Genomic DNA, 18,376 nt, shown 5'->3' on the forward strand with positions numbered 1-18,376 from the left:
CCTCCACGCCTTCCGGGGCGCCGTCACCCTAAGGACCACAAATGAAACTTGGCGTCTACAACGCAATCCTGCACGACCGTCCGTTGCCCGAGGCGCTGAAGGTCATCGCAGACCTGGGATTGTCCGGCATCGAACTGAACACCGGAGGCTTCCTGCCAGCCGTCCACGTGCCCGTCATGGACGAGATCCTGAGCAGCGATGCAGCCCGAGATGACTACCTGGCTATTTTCGAGGGAACCGGCGTTGAGATTGCCGGCCTGAATTGCAACGGCAACCCGCTGCACCCGAACCGCATCATCGGCGACAAGCACGCAGAAGACATCCGCCGTTCGATTCGCCTTGCCGGCCGACTCGGCCAGACCCGCGTGGTCACCATGTCCGGCCTGCCCGGTGGGGAGCCCGGAGCTACCAAACCCAGCTGGGTGGTCAACGCTTGGAACTCCGCAGCGCTGGATCAGCTGGACTACCAATTCGAGGTAGCCAGCGCCTTCTGGAAGGAAACAGACGCCTTGGCCGTGGAACACGGCGTCAAGGTCGCCCTGGAACTGCATCCCCAGAACATCGCCTTCAATCCAGCCAGCTTCCGCGAACTTATCGAACGCTCCGGAACCAGCAACATCGGTGTTGAGCTGGATGCATCCCACCTGTTCTGGCAGCAAATGGACCCGGTCGCCGTAGTGCGGGACCTGGGCGCCCATGTCGTGCACGCTGCGGCAAAGGACGTACGAATCAACCCCAATGCGGCTATCCAGGGCGTTCTGGACAACAGCTTCCGCAAGTTGCGCGAGGACGAGCCGCGCACCAATTTGGGCGGCGACGAATGGGCCAACGAATGGCCCAAGAACTCCGCCTGGGACTTCGTGGCCCTGGGCAAGGGGCACGACACCGAGTTCTGGTCCGAATTCCTGCGCGCCCTGCACGAGGTGGACCCGGACATGATCGTGAACATCGAGCATGAGGACACCGAGCTCGGCCGCGTGGAGGGCCTCGAAGTGGCAGCCAAGGTGCTGCTGGATGCCCGCGCGCTGCACGAAGAATCGCTCGCACCCCAGGCCTAGCCGGCCCGGGGAGTCCGGGGCCGCAGGTCCAGGGTTGGACGCTCCATTTGCACACACGGTGCGTGCCCCGCCAGGTTGGCGTGGTACGCACCGTGTTGCATTTTCGGTGAAGTCAGCTGCTGAGCGGCACGCTGCGTCCTAGTCGGTCGCTTGCCCGGGCCGCATCAAGGATGTCGATGGTATGCAGCGCCTCGTCAAGATCGACCGGCAGTTCCCCGGCGCCTTCCAGTGCAGCGAACAAGCGGCGGTAGTACTCCGCGTAGTTGCCTGGCAGCGGCTGCACCCGACGTTGGCTGTCAGCCGTGCGCAGCACTCCGAAGTCCTCCCGCTCAACCATGCCCCAGTCACGGGGCTCCGCGGCGGGGCGCTGCCCGGACAGCATTTGATCGATTTGGCGATCCGACATAGCTGAAGAATAAGATCCCTCGCTCGCATACAGGTCCATCAGCCGAGCCTCGCGGCCACAGAGCTTGCTTGCGGAAACCTGCGAATAGGTGCCGTTCTTATGGTGCAGCCCGAGGCTGAATCCCACGTCAACGCTTATTTCCTCGCGCGTCAACCAGTCCAGTGACGCATCCACGCGCGCCACCGGACCCAACAGCTGCACCGCTTGGTCAACCAGATGGGTTCCCAGATCCCGCAATAGACCACCTTCCGGGTCGAAGTCCAGGGTGCTGGGATCCGCCTGATCCATCACCAGATGGGCGCGAAAGATTTGTCCGAGCTCGCCCGACGAGGCCACCTGCCGCAAAGTCAGGAAATCCGTGTCCCACCGCCGGTTCTGGTACACGGTCAGCACCTTGCCAGCGGTCCGAGCCGCAGCGGCAAGTTCCCTGGCCGTGGCCGCGTCCGGTGCCAACGGTTTATCGGAAACCACGTGCACCCCGCGCGCAAGCGCACGCAGCACCAGCTCACGACGGGTCTGCGGCGGAGTAGAAATGACAACCACGTCCACCCCGGCATCCAGAAGCTCGTCCAATGAGTCGAAAACCTGCATTCCGGGATACTCGGCATCCAGCTGTAGACGGCGTTCGTGTGAACGGGTGACTACCCCCGCGATGTCCCAACACCCCGCGGCTTCAATGTAGGGCAGATGGAAATGGCTTCCACCGAATCCATAGCCGGCTAATCCTATACGCATGCATCCTCCTGAAGTTAGATCAAGGGTTCCCCACCCCGGCGGCGAGAAGGCACCGAAAGCCTAAGATGAAGTGCAGCGCAGAGAACTGCGCTGACAACAACGGCGGCTCCGAACCAGCTGACCGCTTGCGCTTCGCCGAAAAGCTCACCGACCCAGCCCAGCCCCAAAGCACCCGCCGCAGTCAGCGCGTAGCCCAACACCCAAAAGGCGGAACTGGCGCTACCGCGCTGGCCGAGCGGAATATCCTGCAGAACAATGCCCAACCCCACCGGGAACAAGGCACCGTGGCTCAATCCGGCCGCCGTCAACCCAGCTAGGTAGATGGCCACCGCTGACATTCCAGGCAATAACGGCGCTAGGCAGATCAGCGCAGCCCCGGAAACCAGCCCGGCATAACCAGCCAGCGCATGACGTCGAACCAATGCTCCACCGAGCTTCTGGCCGATGGCGGTGGCGGCAAAGATCAGCGAACCGATGAGTCCCAGGACCCGCAGGTCGCTGATTCCGAACGAGCGCGCCACCAGGATGGAGGTCATCGCGGTGCAGCCGCCCATCACAACGAAGCCCAGGGTCATCAATCCCCCGATGGCAAAATTCCGAAGAGCGAATCGGGGCACCAGCGGCAGACTGGGATAAAGGCGCAGTCGACGCGAGGGCACGCTCTCAGGCCCGAAGCATAGAACAAGCAAGCACAGCCCGGAAACCACTGCATGCGCCGTAAAAGCGATCATGGGCACGGTCGGGACTGCGAAAGTCAGCCAGGCGGCCAGCACGGGGCCGCTCCCCAGGCCAACCATGTTGGCGACGCTGGAAACCGCGGCCCCACGACTGGGGCTGCCTACCAGATCCGTCAAATAAGCCGTAGCCGTTCCGGTGACCAGCCCGGCGCAGACTCCGGAGAGCACGCGGGCTGCAAATAGCATCGGTGCGTCATCCGCAATCGAATACAGCACGCCACTGGCCAAGGAGGCGCCCAACCCGAGCATCATGACCGGCTTTCGGCCCAGCGCATCGGACAGAGAGCCGAATGCGCACAAAACAAGCAATACGGTGACCGCGTAGATCGCGAACAGCTGCGTCGCCGCGGCGGTGCTCAGACCAAAGTCATCCTGAAGCGTGGGGTACAGCGCCGTGGGCATCGTGGTGCCGCACATCGCTACGGCATAGGTCGCCAGCACCCCGAACAGGGCCCCGCGGCCGGGAGCCTTGGGGCGCGCAAAAGGTTCCGCAGGGATCTGCGCTGGGCTTCGACGGGCCATCTGGCTACCTCGCACTGGTGTAAGCTGACAAGCCGAGCCTAGATAAGTCCTAATGTCCTGTCAATGTTAATTCATCGAGCTTGCCGTCGCGCGAGGTCCGCGGCGCCAATCAGCCCAGCCGAAGGCCCCAGCTGCGCCCGGCAAATCTGGGCGAAGGGGCGGTATCCGCGGCCGGATAGGGTACGCCGATAGTGCGCTTCGGCCACGGCAAGCAACTCGGTCTTAGCCGAACCCAGGCCGCCGCCGATGACGACCATGCCCGGATCCAGCACCGAGACCAGATTCGAGATGCCAAGACCAAGCCATTGGCCCATTTCCTCGATCAGGTCGCGGCAGGCGGCGTCTCCCTGCACCGCAAGCTCGGTCACCAGAGCTCCAGTTACCGTGGAGGGGTCGTCATTGCAGGCTTCGCGCAGGCTATGGGCGACGGGCGACTTCGAGCGCACCAGTTCGGCGCCGTCGCGTCCCAGAGCATTGCCGGAGGCATATTGCTCCCAGCAGCCGCGGTTGCCGCAGGCGCAGCGATGGCCGCCGGGAACAATCGTCTGGTGTCCGAATTCCCCGGCGATTCCCGAGCTTCCGCGGTACACCTCCCCACCGAGGATGATCGAACCGCCGATCCCGGTGCCCAAAGTCAGGCAGACCATATCATTGACTCCGCGGGCGGCGCCGAATCGGTATTCAGCCCACCCTGCGGCATCCGCATCGTTGACCAAGGTGACAGGCCGGCCCAGCTGGCTTTCCAAACGGTCGCGCACCGGTTCATCGCGCCAGGACAGATGCGGGCTGAAGAGCACCCGGCTTGAGTCGCGGTTCATCCAGCCTGCGGCGCCTACTCCCACGGGACAGCTTGGCTCCCCGTCGCCCAGCTCCTGGACCAGTTCAGCGATGGCCCGCTCGGTGGCGGGGACATCCCGGGCAGGGGTAGGTCGGTGCAGTTGCCGGGTGATCATGCCGTCGGCGTCAACCAGCGCCGCAAGGATCTTGGTTCCGCCGATGTCGACGCCGATGGAAGGTTCGGAGGATTGCATAGTCACACAGCATAAACCCGATGGCGTCCATCGTTGAAAGCAGCCGAGATTTTTGACGGCGGCAAGCAGCCACGGCTGTCAGTGCTACGCCACCTGCGCGGCAGCCCCATGCTCGTCGGTTTCGCGGACTCCCGACGCCTCGATCAGCACAACCAACGCCACCATGATCGCCGCCGCCCCCAGCACCGATATCACGACGATCTGCACGTCGGACGCGTCAGTGGGCGTCAGCTGGGGAAGCAGCGGGGCGACGGCGATGAACAGCGCTCCGACGGGGAAAGCCCACTTGAAGAAGCCGCGCAGGCAGTGCCGCAGGATCAGCGCCCAGACTCCCAGCAGGAAGATCGAGACCGGGACGCTCAGCGTTGCCACCGCCATGGCCGAGGTCAACCCGGAATTCCCGGCCTCGTGGTCGAGCAGCACCTTGAACCCCGCCGAGTACGCGCCGGCGGCCGCGAAAACGAAGTAGTGCCCATAGCCGAAGATCATCGGCGCCGTGCGCCGGCGCAGCCAGACGCTGGCATCCGAGGAGAAGTACACCCACCACAGGCCGGCGACAAGGATGAATCCGCCAACGCCTAGCAGCGAGAACTGCAGCAGCTGGCTGGCGTTCTCGAACGCATTGGCCGCGGCCACGGTGGAAGCCAGCACGGATTCGCCCAGCACGATCAGCGTGAAGGAACCGTAGCGGTCGGCGATGTGCTCCGGATGCCACGGGTTCTGTCCCGCTCGCTCCGCGATGATCGGCACCAGCAGCTCGCAGGCGACCAATACCAGGAACACCGGCAGCGCCCAGTCGGCCGGCGCCAGCGGATAACAGACCCAGAACACCTGCACCACGACGATGCCCACGGCGTAGCGCAGCGCTGTTTTCCGCAGCCCGGCATGGCTTCGCGAAGCCCTGATCCACTGCACGACCAGCGCCAGCCGCATCACCACATAGCCGGCGATGATCAGGTGGAAATCCCCCTCGGTCATCGCCGGGGTGGTGCCCACCGCGAGGATCACTACGCCGGCCATCTGGGTCAGCGCCAGCACGCGGTAGAGCCAGTCGTCCGCGTCGAAAGCGCTGGCGAACCAGGTGAAGTTCATCCACGCCCACCAGACCGCGAAGAACACCATCAGGTAGGCGACCAAACCGCCCGCCACATTCGCATGGGTCTCGGCATCCACTAGCTGGGCCGAGGCCAGCGAGACCGATACCGCGAAGATCAGGTCGAAGAACAGCTCCAGCGGGCTGGAGGACCTGAAGATCTCGGAGGGATCCCTCGAGCGCATGCGCTTCACCCGCAGTGTGCGCGAGGCGTAGTGATGGTTCTCCGGCATGGCGGCCCGGCTTCGTTCCTGAGTCCAAAAAACATGTTCTGCTCAAGAATACGAAGCTCGGCGGCAAATATTCCACGTCCGGCGTGAATGACCTGCGTTTGGGTCGGCTGCCGGGACAGCATGGGATGCACAGCTTTTCCGCCCCGGCGAGCGCACCGCTGCCGCTCTGCCAAGGTGGTCTGGCGTGGAGCATTACCGACGGCTTTGCGGACAAGGACTACACCCTGCCTTATCAAAATGCAGGCCGTGCTTGTCTGGGCGAATGTCGATCTGCAGCAGTCCGGTCTCGCAGGGCTTTCCGGTGCTTGGGAAACAGTAATGCCTGCACCCGTCGCGGGGTCGGCGCCTTCCCTGGCTTCCGAGGCCGGCCGCCTGCGCTCCTGATCGACCGCACTGGAAAAACCGGCGTCCGGCATGAGTCGAGTCACATGGCCGCCTGTCCGGTCCGCCTTTCACCACACCGTGCCGACGTCCTGGATCGAATCACCCGCCAAATCACGACTAGGGTTGTTCGATGTGCATGAAAACGGAAAGCACCGCATACCAAAGGAGAGCTCCGTGGCCCCGAAATCACCCAAACCACCGCAGCAGGACCATTCTGCGGTGCCCGAGGCATCGGAAGAAATGCGGCGCGGACTGAAAAACCGCCATCTTCAGCTGATCGCCATTGGCGGTGCTATCGGCACCGGCCTATTCATGGGGTCAGGCCAGATCGTATCGGTGTCCGGGCCTTCGAGCATCTTCGTCTACGCGATCATCGGCTTTTTCGTTTTCCTAGTCATGCGCATGCTCGGCGAGCTGCTGTTGTCCAATCTCCACTACAAAACCTTTGGCGATATTGCCAAGGATTTCCTCGGACCTTGGGCCGGCTTCTTCGTGTCATGGAACTACTGGTTTTCGTGGGTGGTTGCCTGCGTCGCCGACATTACCGCCATCGTTGCCTACACCCAGTTTTTCTGGGAAGAAGTGCCCCTTTGGCTACCGGCCCTCGCCGCTGCCCTTTTCCTGCTGGTGTTGAACCTGCAGCCCGTCCGCTGGTTTGGCGAAATGGAATTCTGGTTTGCGATCATCAAGATCGTCGCGATCCTGGCCTTGATTGCAGTTGGCGCGGTACTGATCTTCACCGGGTTCACCCATGATGGATTCCAGGCTTCAATCACCCACCTCTGGGACCAAGGGGGCTTCTTCCCCATGGGGATCAGCGGCTTCGTGCTCGGTTTCCAGATGGGCGTGTTCTCGTTCATCGGTGTTGAACTGGTGGGCACCGCCGCCGCTGAGGCTGAAAACCCGCGGAAGAATCTGCCCAAGGCCATCAATTCGATCGTGGTCCGCATTCTTGTCTTCTACGTCCTCTCGCTCGCCGTGATCATGAGCATTTCGCCGTGGACAGCGCTGGAAGCGGGCAAGAGCCCATTCGTGCAGACTTTCCTGCTTGCCGGATTTGTCCCGGCCGCGCTGGTGATCAACCTCGTGGTGCTCAGCTCCGCGGCATCCAGCGCGAACTCCGGCGTCTACTCCGGAACGCGTATGCTGTTCGGCTTGGCCAAAGACGGTCACGCTCCACGCAAGATCGCGTTCACCGATTCACGCGGCGTTCCGCGTCGGGCCGTATTCGCCACCGCGGTGCTTCTGTTCACCGCAGTCCCGCTGCTTTACGCTGGAGACGACGTGGCAACGGCCTTCGGGTTCGTCTCGACGATGTGCGCCACGATGGTTTTGTGCACTTGGGGTTCCATAGTCGTCAGCTACATCGTTTTTCTGAAGAAGCATCCGCAACGCCATCAGGAATCGAAGTTCCGAGTACCCGTCGCCCGCTTGGCGCCCTGGGTTGTTCTCGTATTTTTTGTATTCCTAATTTGCACGTTCCTCTACAGTGACGGCACCCGCTGGGCCACATTGGCGACCCCGGTGTGGTTCATTATCCTGGCGGTCTTCTGGCACCTGCGCAAGCGCGCGCTGCTCCGTGAGGGGAAGCCGTTGGCGGGCACCGTTTCAGAGCTTCCCCACCCGTTGGATGAGGCCAAGTAGCAAGCGGGATAGTACGTAGGCAGGCCCTCATTCCATGGTGCGGCCCGCGTCGAGTCCGGGGCTGAGCCGCCCACCCAACGTGGGAACTGCGCTCAGGTGCTCGACAGCACCGGATGCTGGGATGGCAGAATCGCACAAGGGTCTGCAGCTTCTGCCAGCCCCTGCGTGGACTGCCCACCGAGGTCCTCGGACTGCGGCCTCCACGCCAGTGTTCCGATACGCCGTGAATCCATGACAGTCAGCCAGCAGAACGCACTAGGCTTCGCCGAGCAGCACGTCCTCGGCGATCTCTTGCGGCGTCTCATGGGCAGCGCCGATGTGGCTGAGCTTATGCCCCGCGAGAGCCAGCACCAGGATCGACACCACTACCGCCCCGGCACCCAGCCAGTACGGGGCGGCAGCGCCCAGTGCGGCGGCCAGCGGACCCGCGACAGCAGGGGCCACCGCACCACCCAGGAAGCGCACGCCGGAATAGGTGCTGCTGGCGACATTGCGCGGCAAGTCGGTGGCTTCCATGACCGCTTCGGTCAGCGCGGTGTTCATGACGCCAAGCACCAGGCCGGCGACGACGACCAGAATGATCAGGACCTTCAGTTGCTCGTGGAAGACCGCCATCGCACCCAGCAGCACGGCCAGCAGGCCCAGCATGGTGAACAGCACCGGACGCAGCCCGAACGTGCGGGTCGCAGGCGGCGCCACCAGCACCGAGGTAATCGCCAGCGCCAATCCCCAGCCGAAGAAGACAAGCCCGAGTTCGGTGGCGCCGAAGTCCAGCCCCGCCGCATGCGCCGCGGCCTCCAGCGGGAAGGGAGTGTAGGCAAGCAGGATGAAGAAACCGAAGTTGTAGAACACTGCCGTGACGGACAGGGCCAGCAGGGCCGGGTTGCGCAGCGCCTTGAAGCTGGCAGCGATGGAGATCTTGGCCGGCGCCGGCGCCCCGGCCGGGAGCTTCAGGAAGGCGAGGATCGCCACCAGGGCAATGGCCATGAGCACCGCGGTGCCGAAGAACGGTCCGCGCCACGACAGATTGCCCAAGACGCCGCCAACCAGCGGCCCAACTGCCATTCCGACACCTAGCGCGGCTTCATAGAGGACGATGGCCTGCCGGCTTCCGCCGCTGGCGGCGCCCACGATGGCCGCCAAGGCGGTGGAGATGAACAGGGCATTTCCCAATCCCCAGCCGGCGCGGAAGCCCAGGATCTCGTTGACGTTGGAGCTGGCACCGGCAAGCGCGGCGAAGGCGACGATGAGGACCAGGCCGATAACCAGGGTCTTCTTCACACCCAAATGCCCGGAAACCCAGCTGGTGAAGAACATCGCAATGCCGGTGATGAACAGGTAGCTGGTGAAGAGCAGCATGGTTTGGGACTGGCTTGCCTCCAGCGCCCGGCTGATGGCCGGAAGGATGGGGTCGACTAGGCCAATGCCCATGAAGGAGACCATGCAGGCAAAGGCGATGGCCCAGACCGAGCCAGGCTGTTTCAACAGCGATGTCTGTACGTTTCCGGCTTGCGTCATTCGATCGTTCTCATTCCTTGCTGGTGCGATGTTTTGTGCGTAGTCTGCGCTCTTCGTAGATACTCGTGGCAAACGCCTGTCCTCCCGCGATGCGGCCACGCCGAACGGATGCCCCGGGGGGGGACGATCCGGCCGCGCGATCGCTGCAATCCGCTTGGCAGCTTCACGGTGTTCGGGGATCTGCAACTCGCAGGAGCACTCGGTCCCACGCGTTATTGCATAGTCCCACTATACATTTATTTACATAGGTTGGCTATGTAAATATTGGCAGACGCACGGAAATGCCGCACGTCCGCAGCGATCGAGCACGCTAGGCGTGTAGAACGGTGCACCACTAGTGCACTATTATGCATTTGTGGACGAAAATACCCAGATCCTTGCACATTCCATCGGCGCGCGGGTCAAGCAGGAGCGGTTGGGCCTCCAATGGACCTTGGATCAGCTGGCAGAGCATGCCGGAATCAGCCGACGCATGCTGATCAACGTCGAGCAGGGAGCCGTGAATCCCAGCATCGGCACGCTGCTTCGGCTCAGCGACGCCCTCGGAGTCGGCCTCCCCGCGCTGGTCGAACCGCCGACCGCCAAGGCCGTCAAGATCACCCGCCGGGGCGAAGGCGCCGAGCTATGGAGCGGGAAGCACGGCGGCCTGGGCGTGCTACTGGGCGGCACCCGCTCCCCCAATGTCATCGAACTGTGGGACTGGACGCTCAAGCCGGGCGAACGCCACGGCAGCGACGCGCACGTCGCGGGCACCGAAGAACTCCTCCAGGTGCTGGAAGGCGAACTCACGGTCCAGGTCGGCGCAGAAATTTACGCGCTGTCCGAGTCCGACGCACTCTGTTTCCCGGGCGATGAGCCCCACTCCTACGAGAACAATTCAGATGCGCCGCTGCGTTTCACGCTGGCCGTCTTCGAACCGGGCGTCGGAACGTCCCACCGCCAGCTGGAATCCGATGCTCCAGCCGACTAGCCACACCCCGGCTTCAGCCCAGAACCGCCCAAGGAGACCCCAATGACGGCCCGCCTCACCGTCACCAGCCTTCCTCCATGGACCATGGCCATCGCGGCCATGCTGTCCATCCAGCTGGCCAACGCCCTGTCGGTGGGAGTGCTGCGCGAAGTCGGCCCGGCGGGCACCGCATGGCTGCGCCTCTGCTTCGGAGCGGTGTTCCTCTGGATCATCTCCCGTCCGGCGCTCCGGTCCATCCGCCGCAGGGATCTCCCCTCGCTGCTTATCCTCGGCATGGTCACCGGCTTCATGACAGTGTTCTTCCTGGGCGCCGTGGAGCGTATTCCACTGGGCACCGCGGTAGCCATCGAGTTCCTCGGTCCACTGATTGTCGCCGGCCTCATGAGCGGCAACCGCAGGGCGCTGATCTGGCCTGCGATGGCCTTGGCGGGCATCGTCCTGCTGACCGAACCCTGGTCCGGATCCTTCGACCCCATCGGCGTCGGGCTGGCGCTGGCAGCAGGCGCATGCTGGGCCTCGTACAACGTCCTCACCCAGCGTGTCGGCGACCGTTTCGCCGGCATCAGCGGCCTGTCGCTGACCATCCCCATCGCCGCACTGGCTACCATGCCCGTCGGGCTCCCCCAGGTGATCAACGGCAACCTCGCTTGGTGGGTCCTGCCTGCGGCAGCCGGCATCGCCTTGATCACCCCGGTCATCGCATTCGGGCTGGAGATGCTGGCCCTCAAGCGCATGAACCACACGGCCTTCGGCACGCTACTGTCAGTCGAACCGGCCTTCGGCGTGCTCATCGGACTTCTGGTCCTCGGCCAAGCCCCGTCGGTCTTCCAGGCTGTCGGCGTTGTCATCGTCGTGACCGCCGGCGCCGCTGCCCAATGGGACGGAGCGCGCAAGACCAGCGGCAACCTCACCGAAGTCCCCGCTCCCGAGCAAAGCACGCAGTAGCGCTCGTTCCCTGATCCCTGATTCGAACCGAGCAGACAAGCAAGGATGACCACATGACACCCAGCGCACTGATTACCGGAGCCACCGGCGGCATTGGCCGCGCCATAGCCGAGGCCTTGGCGCCAACCCATCACCTATTTCTGGTGGGGCGAAACTTCGAGCCGCTGCAACGCGCCGCAGAAGGTTTTCGATCCGCCACGCCGCTGCTCGCGGACCTTGGGTCCCCCGGCCGCATGGGCGACCTTGCCGCGCAGATCCCCGCACTCGATGTTCTGGTGCACAGCGCCGGCATACTCCGCATGGGCACCGTGGAGGAGACGAGCCAGGAGGATTGGGCACAGAGCATGCAGATCAACGTGTTGGCTCCGGTGGAGCTCACCCGCGCCATGCTGCCTGCCTTGCGCCGGGCACGTGGCCACGTGTTCATGATCAATTCAGGTCTCGGGCACCGCACCATTGCGGGATCGGGCGCATACAGCGCCAGCAAATTCGCCATGAAGGCATTCGCCGACGCCCTCCGGATCGAAGAAGCTTCGAACGGCATCAAGGTCACTTCCATCCACCCGGGGCGCGTTTCCACGCCGATGCAGGAACAGCTGCACTCTTGGGAAGAGAAAACCTACGATGCGGAAAACTGGGTCCGCCCCGAACAGATTGCCGAGGCTCTAATGACCGCGCTTTCCCTGGGTGACCGCGCGAACTTGGATTCGATCGATATCAACCCTTCACCGCAACCATAGGACTGAGGCCGCCATGCGAAGTTGAACAAAAAATTTGTTCATCCTCTCATGGTTCCTGGCAGTCTCCCCGCATTCATTTTCTTGATGCCCGGCAAGACCCGATCGGCAAATTGATCAAAAAATTTGTTCAGATGAGACCTCACCGGGTCACCCACAGCTTCCACGGGCGGCAGTATCGCGAGCGCTCGGGTACCGTCGCGCCGAACGATAGTCTGCGGAAAAATGATCAAAAAACTTGTTCAGTTTCAGTTTCCGCTTGCGGATCTCCACTGCGAATGAGACTGCCACGAGCTCCACGAGAAGAGGCGTTCTACGATCAATAAATTTGTTCATTTCAGGTCGTTCGCGAGACCGGCAGGTGCCATGGACGGAATTTCGGTCACGTCTAATGCGAGCAGCTTCTTGCGTATGCTGAATTCAGAACGGCCGAGTGTGCTTCATTCTGAATTTTCATCTAATTTCTAGTGGCGCTTTCGCGTCAGAATCAGTCTTTCGATCAATTAGTTACACTCAAGGTGACTTCGAAACTTCGTCGGATGATTGGGGCGACAACATGAGTGCAGGGAGCAACCAGAAGCACCCAAGTTCACCGACTCCTTTCGGGACGCGATGTTTCGGCAAACAGTCCCCCATAGTTCTGAACATCGACTTGCCGATCCAGCACCCCTTTGACGCCCAAGGCATTTTCTCGTTTCTGGAAGCAAGGGCGATTGCCGGTGTAGAGACGACAGATCTCTCGCAGAAAGACAGGCTCATATATGCCCGAACACTCATGTTCCCAAGTGGGCCAGGGGCTATTAGGCTTATCGCTCGTAACTATGGATCCGCCAGCTGGGTCCTGAAAGCTCAGCTTGAACTCCAAAATTTGCGCGATCAGGCTGCCGCAATTTTCCGGATACGGCGCCTCTTGAATCTGGACGCCGACTCAAGCGCCATCGATCTCAACCTGTCCAGAGACCCGGCACTGGAAGCGAGTATCCTTCGAACCCCGGGCATCCGGGTGCCCGGCGCAGTCGACCCTCATGAGCTGGTCATCCGGGCCATCATCGGCCAGCAGATTTCGGTCAAGGCCGCTCGAACCCATCTTTCCCGACTCGTAGCTCAGGCCGGAGCCGCCTACACTTCGAGCTTTACCGGTTTGGACAGGATCTTTCCCGCTCCGGCGGACATCATTGAAACCGTGCACGACCCCGGAGCAGATCTACCGCTGGATCCCGATCGCGTCCTGAAGCTCCCCCGCCGCTCGATCTCTACGCTTCGAAGTGCAGCCATTGCACTTCAGAGCGGTGAACTGGAGGTCGGCTTCGAGAGCAATCCCCAGCTGCTGCGGGAGAGCCTGCTCCGAACACCTGGAATCGGGCCTTGGACCGCCGCCTACCTCGCAATGCGCGTGCTTGGTGATCCCGACGCTTGGATGCGCAGCGATGTTGCATTGGTCTCCGGAGCAGTGCGGCTCGGCATTCTGGAGCCGCAGACCTCGAAAAGCGCCAGTCACCGTTTGCTCGAAGAGTACGCCCGGCGCTGGTCCCCTTGGCGCTCCTATGCCTCCATGCACCTATGGCAGGCAGCCTCCGGCTGATCCTCTTCGTATATCGACGACTTGCCGCGCAAGATGACCCCGTCCATCCAACGCCTCGGAAACCCGGACGCTCGCGATCCGGATGGATGGCGAGTGCCGGAAGGACACCTGGTCAGCCGTCAGGGACCGCGAGGAGAATCAGCCCGCACGGAGCAGGAAACCGCGACGGATCAACGCCAAAACTCCCGGATCTCTCCGACCTGTTCCCGGCCTTGGCGGAATCCCTCGCGGGCGGCCGTCGAGCGCAGGGACTGGTTCATGGCGTTGACGCCCACGTAGGCTTCGGCGGCGGCATCCGGCACGATGATCTGGATCTTGCTTCCGGACGCGCGAAGCTGGTCCGCCTGCGCCGACAGCTGCATGCCCCAGCTCTCCGGGTGCAGGCTCCGACCGCCCAGCGGAGACAGCACCAGCACCTTGTCGTATCCCTGCGCCAGATCTGCGTTTTCATTCCGGCGGTAGCCGCCGTCGATGTAGGCGCGCTCCCCGAGCCAATACGGCGGGCCGCTGGAACAGCTGGCGGCCACGGCATCGACCAGCGGAACCCCGCTGGAGTTGTCGAAGACCACCGACTCGCCGTCCTGCGCCTGCACTGCGGTGAGATAGACCAGCCGCTGCGGCCAGTCGGCCTGCGCCATGCGTGATTGCACGATGGATCTCCACCGGGCGCTCAGCTCCCTGTCCCAGGCACCGGGCAGATCCAGCGCGGCGGCAGCCATCCTCCGGTGCATGTCCCCCGGTCCGGAGGAAGCGGAGCTGATGGACCTGATGCGGGACAGCTGGTCGGGAACTCGGGCCGCAGCCGGTGCGGTTGCAGGTCGAGGGGCAGCCGCCGGAGGCGCCGGTGCGGCGATGACCGCTTGGTAGAGCTCGGTCGGGGTGGAGCCGACAAGCTGGGCGGCCGCGGTGGCGCCGGCGGAAGTTCCCACCGTCAATTGCGGCGCGCTGACGTCCAGGCCTTCGGAGGCCAGCCCGGCGAGCACGCCGATCAGCCAAGCGTTCCCCGTGGCTCCTCCGCCGCCCAGCACCAGGGCTCGGGCGCCGGTGGTTTTGGGCAGGCCGGAAAGATAGGGATACGCCGTGCTGGCGCGGGAGGTCGGATAGGAGAATGAGTTCATGGCGGGTGCCTTTCGGAAGAATTCCTTGGGCTCACCCGCAGCCTGGCTAGGAGTGCCGGGCCGTCGTACGGGACAGGGGTGCGCCCACGGTCGATCGTGCGGACATCGGGTACCACCTCCCTGCAACGGGTTTGAACTGCGTGCATTCATCATAAGGCCGTATCAGACGCATGCGACCGGCCGCATTGCCATTTTTTGGCCCGCCTACGTAGAGTCGACGTAGATGCGGCGTACTCCACGCGCCGCCGGCGAAGGGACGGGAACATCATGAAGATCGCGCTGGCACAGGTATTGAGCACCGGCGATCCCCAGCGCAATCTGGCGATCATCCGCGACCATGCCAAGCAGGCCGCCGAGGCTGGCGCATCGCTGATCGTCTTCCCCGAAGCCATGCAGGTTGCCTTCGGCAACCCCGTGGAAAAGTTCGCCGAGCCGGTCAACGCCCGCTGGGCCGGGCTGCTGCGCCAGCAGGCCCGCGACCTGGGCATCGCCATCGCGGCGGGCATGTTCACCCCCGGCGAGGGCGGCCGGGTGCGCAACACCCTGCTGGTCGTGGGCCGCGGCGTGGACACGCACTACGACAAGATCCACCTCTACGACGCCTTCGGCTATCTGGAGTCGGAGGCCGTCACCCCTGGCGACACCCCGGTGCAGTTCGAGCTGGATGGAGCCACCATCGGCATGGCCATCTGCTATGACCTGCGCTTCCCGCAGCTGTTTGTGCGCCATGCCCGCGCCGGCGCCCAGATCAACATCGTGACCGCGTCCTGGGGCGGCGGCGAGGGCAAGGCCGAGCAGTGGAAGGCGCTGGCCCAGGCCCGCGCACTGGACACCACCACCTTCGTGATCGCCGTGGACCAGGCCGATCCCGAAAGCGTCGGCCGGCCGCTGAAGGGTGCCGCTCCGCTGGGTGTGGGCTACTCGATGGCCGTCGACCCGCTGGGCCGCGTCATCGCTCAGGCAGGACCCGCGCCCGAGTTGCTCATCGTGGATTTGGACATGGGCCTGATCGAGGAAGCCCGCAGGAAGCTTCCGGTGCTGGCCAACGCCGTCGACCTCTAGGCTCGCTCGCTCAGAACCCCTGGACAACACCGCGGAGCGGGCACCGGCGATTGCCAAGTGCCTGCTCAATAGCGCTGCATGGATCCCCGGTCTGGCCTTACCCGGGCAGGCGATGCGCTCCCGCTACTCGGATAGATCCAGCATTGGCGCCTTGCGCTTGAATCCGCCGGTGACGTAGCCGAGGTAGGCAAGACCCAATACAATCCACGCCAGGCCGATCTGGAGCGACAACGGGCTCAGGCTGGTCCAGAGCCAGATGGTCAGGCATAGGCCGACCAGCGGCAGCAACAGGTAGTTCACGGTCGACGCCAGACCTCGCTGACGGTGGGCTAGGAAGTAGTACTTGATCACGGCAAGGTTGACTGCGGAGAATGCCACCAAAGCGCCGAAGCTGATCATCGCCGACACCATTTCCAGGCTGGCGAACAAGGACGTGAGCGAAATGAGCGAGACGATCAGGATCACGTAGGTCGGTGTCTTAAATCGCGGGTGCAGATAGCCGAACACCTTGCGCGGCAGAACTCCGTCCCGGCCCATGCTGTAGAGAATACGCGCCACCGATGCCTGCGAAACCAGGGCGGATCCGAGTGCGCCGCAGATGAATCCTGCCGTGAAGAAGATGGCCAGGAAATCTCCGCCCGCCGCGAAAATCACCTGGATCGATGCGGAGTCAGCATTTTCGAATTCGTGGCTGGGGTATACCAAGTGAGACAGGTAAGCCAGGCCCACGAACATTAGTCCGCAGATCAATGTGGTCAGCAGAATTGCCCGCGGCATGTCCCGTTTCGGGTTGCGTGCTTCTTCGGCGAAGGTCGTGATGGAGTCGAACCCGAGGAACGACAGGCACAAGATCGCCGCTCCCGCAGCCAGTGGCGCGAAGCCGCCGGGCTCTCCGTTCCCCCGGAACGGTGCCCACAGATCCACGGAGACCTGCTCCTTGAGGTAGGCAACCGAAAAAATGACGAACAGGATGATGAAGAGAAACTGGAAGCCGATGATCACGATGTTCGTCCGCGCCACGGAGACAATTCCAACGACGTTCAGCACCGTCACCACGATCATTCCAGCCAGCATGAACGCCCATGGTGGGATCGCCGGGAAGAACTCATGCATGTAGATCCCGAGCAGCAGGTAATTGATCATCGGCAAGAAGAGGTAGTCCAGCAGCAGCGCCCAGCCGGCCATGAACCCTATATTCGGGCCGAAGGATCGCTGCGTGTACACATATGCCGACCCGCCCACCGGGAAAGCCCGCGACATCAGCCCATAGGAGCGTGCAGTGAAGATCATCGCCACCATGGTAATCAGGTACGCCAGCGGCAATCGCCCACCGGTAATCTCGGTGACGATGCCGTAGGTGCTGAAAATAGTCAGCGGAACCATGTAGACCATGCCGAAGAGCACCAGATTGGGCAGGCCCAGGACCCGGTTCATCTGGTCGGTGGCAAGCACTGCGCCACCCGGTGGCTTGAGTGGAGAGTTCGACATGATGAGCACCTTTCCGTCCGCTACCCGGCATAATCCACCTGCCAGAGGTGCAGGGGCTGGAAGCCAAGGGCCAGATTTAAATGAAGAACGTTCACTAAAGGTAGTGACTGGAGTCACTTGGCGCAAGGGGCGGGCTGGCGCAACCGCCAGCGCAAAGGGCGCCGAAAAGCCCGCCTGACATCGCGAGCAAGGCTTTAATTGCAAGGCAAAAGAGCCCCCCACTAGGCGAAACAGGGGATTGTTGACACTCGAATCGGCCGGTGGACATCGAATGTTCGGCCGCAAAAGGAAATTTATATTGTTAATTTCCACGCAACATTGGTGTTACATGCCTACGTGATCGCGCTGTCTCACTTCTCGCTCAACGGCCGCGATGATGGCGCGCAGCCCGAAGTCGAACGATTGCTCGCTGACTGTCGAGCGCGCTTGCCGCGCAAATTTCTCCCCCAGCTCCAGGACTTCCACATGGCGGGTCTGGCGGGCCCCCGAATCCCCCTCGGGCACTACGGCAACATGGGCTCCGGGAGCCACGATGTCCAAGGCTGCGCCAACCACGAGGGACTCAAAGGCAATCATGATCATGAGTATCCGGGGAACGGCCACCCCTGCCCGGCGAAGGATGCCGCCCAGCTCCTCATAGATGAGCCCTGATTCGGATTCTTCCGTGATCGGCGTGGCCACGATCAGCTCGACGGCCGCAGGAACCCGCAGCAAGGCGTCACGGAACAGTTGGCCGAAATGGAGCAGTGCTTCTGGCCACGGGAGCTCGGCGATCAGGCTCTGGTCAATGGAGCGAATCATGTCGCGACGCATGAGGTTAACCAGGTGCTGCCGGTTGTCCACATGGTTATAAAGCGCCGGAGTCCGCACGCCCAGCGAACGAGCGAGCTTACCCATCGAGAAGTCTTCGGCCCCACCCTCATCGAGCAGCGAGAAGGCGGCCTCGACGATGCGTTGCTGAGTGAGGATCGGCGTGGCCGGGCGTCCGGCAACACGATGCGGCGTAGAAGACATGCACTAACTCCCTTGGTTATTTCCTATCCAATCATGGACAGTAGAGGGCCCAGTGGTTAGACTCAACGATAATTAACACTATTCATTTAGGAGTCGAGC

15 protein-coding genes are annotated in these 18,376 nt (G+C 62.9%); 7 read left to right on the forward strand and 8 right to left on the reverse strand.

Annotation, left to right across the window (positions count from 1 at the left end):
* Positions 1-41 precede the first annotated feature (41 nt).
* Positions 42-1,058, forward strand: a complete 1,017-nt coding sequence (locus RF641_RS11760; RefSeq protein ID WP_424573246.1) for a sugar phosphate isomerase/epimerase family protein — start codon at positions 42-44, stop codon at positions 1,056-1,058.
* 112 nt (positions 1,059-1,170) lie between these two features.
* On the opposite strand, the gene RF641_RS11765 is transcribed toward RF641_RS11760, so the two are convergent.
* The 4 genes from RF641_RS11765 to RF641_RS11780 all read right to left on the reverse strand — a co-directional run bounded on the left by RF641_RS11765 (position 1,171) and on the right by RF641_RS11780 (position 5,815).
* Positions 1,171-2,199 carry a Gfo/Idh/MocA family oxidoreductase gene (locus tag RF641_RS11765; RefSeq protein ID WP_424573247.1) on the reverse strand — a complete coding sequence of 343 codons (1,029 nt, stop codon included), beginning with the start codon at positions 2,197-2,199 and terminating at the stop codon, positions 1,171-1,173.
* A gap of 14 nt (positions 2,200-2,213) precedes the next feature.
* Positions 2,214-3,458, reverse strand: a complete 1,245-nt coding sequence (locus tag RF641_RS11770; protein WP_424573248.1) for an MFS transporter — start codon at positions 3,456-3,458, stop codon at positions 2,214-2,216.
* A 71-nt stretch (positions 3,459-3,529) separates the two neighbouring features.
* Positions 3,530-4,489, reverse strand: a complete 960-nt coding sequence (locus RF641_RS11775) for an ROK family protein (protein WP_424573261.1) — start codon at positions 4,487-4,489, stop codon at positions 3,530-3,532.
* An 84-nt stretch (positions 4,490-4,573) separates the two neighbouring features.
* Positions 4,574-5,815, reverse strand: a complete 1,242-nt coding sequence (locus RF641_RS11780) for a low temperature requirement protein A (RefSeq protein WP_424573249.1) — start codon at positions 5,813-5,815, stop codon at positions 4,574-4,576.
* A 558-nt stretch (positions 5,816-6,373) separates the two neighbouring features.
* On the opposite strand from RF641_RS11780, the gene RF641_RS11785 reads away from it, so the two are divergent.
* A complete protein-coding gene (locus RF641_RS11785) occupies positions 6,374-7,843 on the forward strand; it encodes an amino acid permease (protein WP_424573250.1) in 1,470 nt (489 codons plus the stop codon).
* 255 nt (positions 7,844-8,098) lie between these two features.
* On the opposite strand, the gene RF641_RS11790 is transcribed toward RF641_RS11785, so the two are convergent.
* On the reverse strand, positions 8,099-9,361 hold the full coding sequence (locus RF641_RS11790; protein WP_047120490.1) for an MFS transporter: 1,263 nt from the start codon (positions 9,359-9,361) through the stop codon (positions 8,099-8,101).
* A 355-nt stretch (positions 9,362-9,716) separates the two neighbouring features.
* On the opposite strand from RF641_RS11790, the gene RF641_RS11795 reads away from it, so the two are divergent.
* From RF641_RS11795 to RF641_RS11810, 4 genes are all read left to right on the forward strand, one after another.
* Positions 9,717-10,331, forward strand: a complete 615-nt coding sequence (locus RF641_RS11795; RefSeq protein ID WP_424573251.1) for a helix-turn-helix domain-containing protein — start codon at positions 9,717-9,719, stop codon at positions 10,329-10,331.
* A 42-nt stretch (positions 10,332-10,373) separates the two neighbouring features.
* On the forward strand, positions 10,374-11,276 hold the full coding sequence (locus RF641_RS11800; RefSeq protein ID WP_424573252.1) for an EamA family transporter: 903 nt from the start codon (positions 10,374-10,376) through the stop codon (positions 11,274-11,276).
* A gap of 53 nt (positions 11,277-11,329) precedes the next feature.
* Positions 11,330-12,016, forward strand: coding sequence for an SDR family oxidoreductase (locus tag RF641_RS11805; RefSeq protein WP_120991714.1), 687 nt, complete (start codon positions 11,330-11,332; stop codon positions 12,014-12,016).
* 430 nt (positions 12,017-12,446) lie between these two features.
* Positions 12,447-13,595 carry an AlkA N-terminal domain-containing protein gene (locus tag RF641_RS11810; RefSeq protein WP_424573253.1) on the forward strand — a complete coding sequence of 383 codons (1,149 nt, stop codon included), beginning with the start codon at positions 12,447-12,449 and terminating at the stop codon, positions 13,593-13,595.
* A gap of 170 nt (positions 13,596-13,765) precedes the next feature.
* Here RF641_RS11810 and RF641_RS11815 read toward each other — a convergent pair whose 3' ends face one another.
* Positions 13,766-14,713: a patatin-like phospholipase family protein gene (locus RF641_RS11815; RefSeq protein WP_424573254.1), complete on the reverse strand. Its 948-nt coding sequence runs from the start codon at positions 14,711-14,713 to the stop codon at positions 13,766-13,768.
* Between the two features lie 267 nt (positions 14,714-14,980).
* Here RF641_RS11815 and RF641_RS11820 point away from each other — a divergent pair, with 267 nt between their 5' ends.
* Entirely contained in the window at positions 14,981-15,775 is a 795-nt protein-coding gene (locus RF641_RS11820; protein ID WP_424573255.1) for a carbon-nitrogen hydrolase family protein, read from the forward strand.
* A gap of 123 nt (positions 15,776-15,898) precedes the next feature.
* Here the strand turns inward: RF641_RS11820 and RF641_RS11825 are convergent, their stop codons facing one another.
* Both RF641_RS11825 and RF641_RS11830 read right to left on the reverse strand, forming a co-directional pair.
* Positions 15,899-17,263: an APC family permease gene (locus RF641_RS11825; protein WP_424573256.1), complete on the reverse strand. Its 1,365-nt coding sequence runs from the start codon at positions 17,261-17,263 to the stop codon at positions 15,899-15,901.
* A 324-nt stretch (positions 17,264-17,587) separates the two neighbouring features.
* A complete protein-coding gene (locus RF641_RS11830) occupies positions 17,588-18,277 on the reverse strand; it encodes a TetR/AcrR family transcriptional regulator (RefSeq protein ID WP_424573257.1) in 690 nt (229 codons plus the stop codon).
* Positions 18,278-18,376: the final 99 nt, after the last annotated feature.

It is taken from the genome of Arthrobacter sp. 'calajunan', from assembly GCF_046940185.1.
Taxonomy (GTDB): Bacteria; Actinomycetota; Actinomycetes; order Actinomycetales; family Micrococcaceae; genus Glutamicibacter; species Glutamicibacter soli.

Excerpts from the sequence above, each read along its gene's own strand:
- RF641_RS11800 (WP_424573252.1), top strand. The coding sequence starts at position 10,374 with ATGACGGCCCGCCTCACCGTCACCAGCCTTCCTCCATGGACCATGGCC.
- RF641_RS11830 (WP_424573257.1), bottom strand. The coding sequence starts at position 18,277 with ATGTCTTCTACGCCGCATCGTGTTGCCGGACGCCCGGCCACGCCGATC.
- RF641_RS11775 (WP_424573261.1), bottom strand. The coding sequence starts at position 4,489 with ATGCAATCCTCCGAACCTTCCATCGGCGTCGACATCGGCGGAACCAAG.
- RF641_RS11790 (WP_047120490.1), bottom strand. The coding sequence starts at position 9,361 with ATGACGCAAGCCGGAAACGTACAGACATCGCTGTTGAAACAGCCTGGC.
- RF641_RS11815 (WP_424573254.1), bottom strand. The coding sequence starts at position 14,713 with ATGAACTCATTCTCCTATCCGACCTCCCGCGCCAGCACGGCGTATCCC.
- RF641_RS11825 (WP_424573256.1), bottom strand. The coding sequence starts at position 17,263 with ATGTCGAACTCTCCACTCAAGCCACCGGGTGGCGCAGTGCTTGCCACC.
- RF641_RS11765 (WP_424573247.1), bottom strand. The coding sequence starts at position 2,199 with ATGCGTATAGGATTAGCCGGCTATGGATTCGGTGGAAGCCATTTCCAT.
- RF641_RS11780 (WP_424573249.1), bottom strand. The coding sequence starts at position 5,815 with ATGCCGGAGAACCATCACTACGCCTCGCGCACACTGCGGGTGAAGCGC.
- RF641_RS11820 (WP_424573255.1), top strand. The coding sequence starts at position 14,981 with ATGAAGATCGCGCTGGCACAGGTATTGAGCACCGGCGATCCCCAGCGC.
- RF641_RS11770 (WP_424573248.1), bottom strand. The coding sequence starts at position 3,458 with ATGGCCCGTCGAAGCCCAGCGCAGATCCCTGCGGAACCTTTTGCGCGC.
- RF641_RS11805 (WP_120991714.1), top strand. The coding sequence starts at position 11,330 with ATGACACCCAGCGCACTGATTACCGGAGCCACCGGCGGCATTGGCCGC.
- RF641_RS11760 (WP_424573246.1), top strand. The coding sequence starts at position 42 with ATGAAACTTGGCGTCTACAACGCAATCCTGCACGACCGTCCGTTGCCC.